The following is a 1358-nucleotide window of genomic DNA, read 5'->3' as shown; positions in this document are numbered from 1 at the left end:
GGGTGGGCCAGGGCGTGGGTGCGGTAGGCGGTGGCCAGGGCGGAGAAGGAGCCGGGGGCCGCGGACTCGGCCGCTTCGAGCACGTCGGTGGTCTCCCGGAGCATCGCGTCGGCCAGGGCGTGCACCACGGAGGACTTGTCCGGGAAGTGCTTGTAGAGCGAGGGCGCCGTCAGACCCACGCTTCCGGCGAGGCGGCGCATCGTGAGAGCGTCCGGGCCCTCCCGCTCCAGCAGGGTGCGCGCCGCGGCAAGGATCTGGTGGGCGCGTTCGGTGGCAGGCCGGGCCGTGGGACCGGTGATGACGGACCTCCTCTTCCTGCGGGCTCGGGATGCGGGGCCGAAGGCGCGATCGTACGAGATGGCGCGGGTGCGCCGCAGCGCAGGGGCCCGGCGCCTTGACCTTGCCGCAGCGTCAGGGTTTCTACTGGCCCCATGCGCATCGGAGAGATCGCCGCACTCATCGGGCTCACCCCCAGGGCCGTGCGGCACTACCACCGGATCGGCCTGCTGGCCGAGCCTGCCCGCCGGCCGAACGGCTACCGCTCGTACAGCGTGCGCGACGCCGTGCTGCTCGCCCGGATCCGGCGGCTCACCGAGCTGGGGCTCGGCCTGGACGAGGTGCGCAAGGTCCTCGCCGGCGACGCCGGGCGGCCGCTCGGGGACGTACTGCGTGAGCTGGACGCCGATCTGGCGCGGCAGGAGCGGGAGATCGGGGAGCGGCGGCTGCGGCTTGCCCAGTTGATGGAGGCGCCGCTGACCGGGGTCGGGCCCGTGTCGCCCGCCCTGGCCGAGCTGCTGGCCGCCGGGCCCGTCACCGATTCGCCCACCGCGGCAGGGACCGGGAGCATCTGGCGTTGCTGGACACGGCGGGCGGCGGCGGCAGCGAGGTCTACGGCGTGCTGCGGAAGCTGGCCGGGGATCCGGCGGTGCTCGCGCTGTACGAGGAGCTCGACGCGCTCGACGGGGCGCCCCCGGACGATCCGCGCGTCGCGCCGCTGGCCGCCAGGATGGCCGCCCTCGTGCCGGACGAGGTGCTGGCTGCGGTCCCTGCCGAGGGACCGGCCGTGACGGGGTTCGGGGCGGCCCTGCTGGCGGACTACCCGCCCGCGCAGGCCGAGGTGGTGCGCAGGGTGATGGTGGCGCTGACGGAACGGATGAGGGGGAGGGCCCGGTGACGGGAGGAGTGAAGGCTGCGCGGCTCGTGGCCGTGGCCGTGCTGCCCGCCGAACTCGCGGTGGGCGTGTGCCTGGTGGCCGGGGTGCGGATACCCGGCGCGGTGCTGGCAGGTGCGGAGGGGGCGGTCCTGCTGGGTGTCGTCCTGGAGGCCGTCGTCCTGGGGCGCTTGTGGCGGGCCGGAAG

General features: G+C 75.3%; 3 pseudogenes. 2 read left to right on the top strand and 1 reads right to left on the bottom strand.

The features are described from left to right. Positions 1 to 200 (bottom strand): annotated as a pseudogene (locus JGS39_RS39505) (TetR family transcriptional regulator); the annotation flags it as partial. Between the two features lie 231 nt (positions 201 to 431). On the opposite strand from JGS39_RS39505, the pseudogene JGS39_RS39500 reads away from it, so the two are divergent. Next, positions 432 to 1174, top strand: a pseudogene (locus JGS39_RS39500) (MerR family transcriptional regulator). Next, a pseudogene (locus tag JGS39_RS39495) lies at positions 1171 to 1358 on the top strand (hypothetical protein); the annotation flags it as partial. The pseudogenes JGS39_RS39500 and JGS39_RS39495, both read left to right, overlap by 4 nt.

The organism is Streptomyces poriferorum (genome assembly GCF_019399235.1).
Lineage (GTDB): Bacteria > Actinomycetota > Actinomycetes > Streptomycetales > Streptomycetaceae > Streptomyces > Streptomyces poriferorum.
Note: the sequence above shows the minus strand (reverse complement) of the source record. Positions and strands in the feature narration are given on the sequence as shown.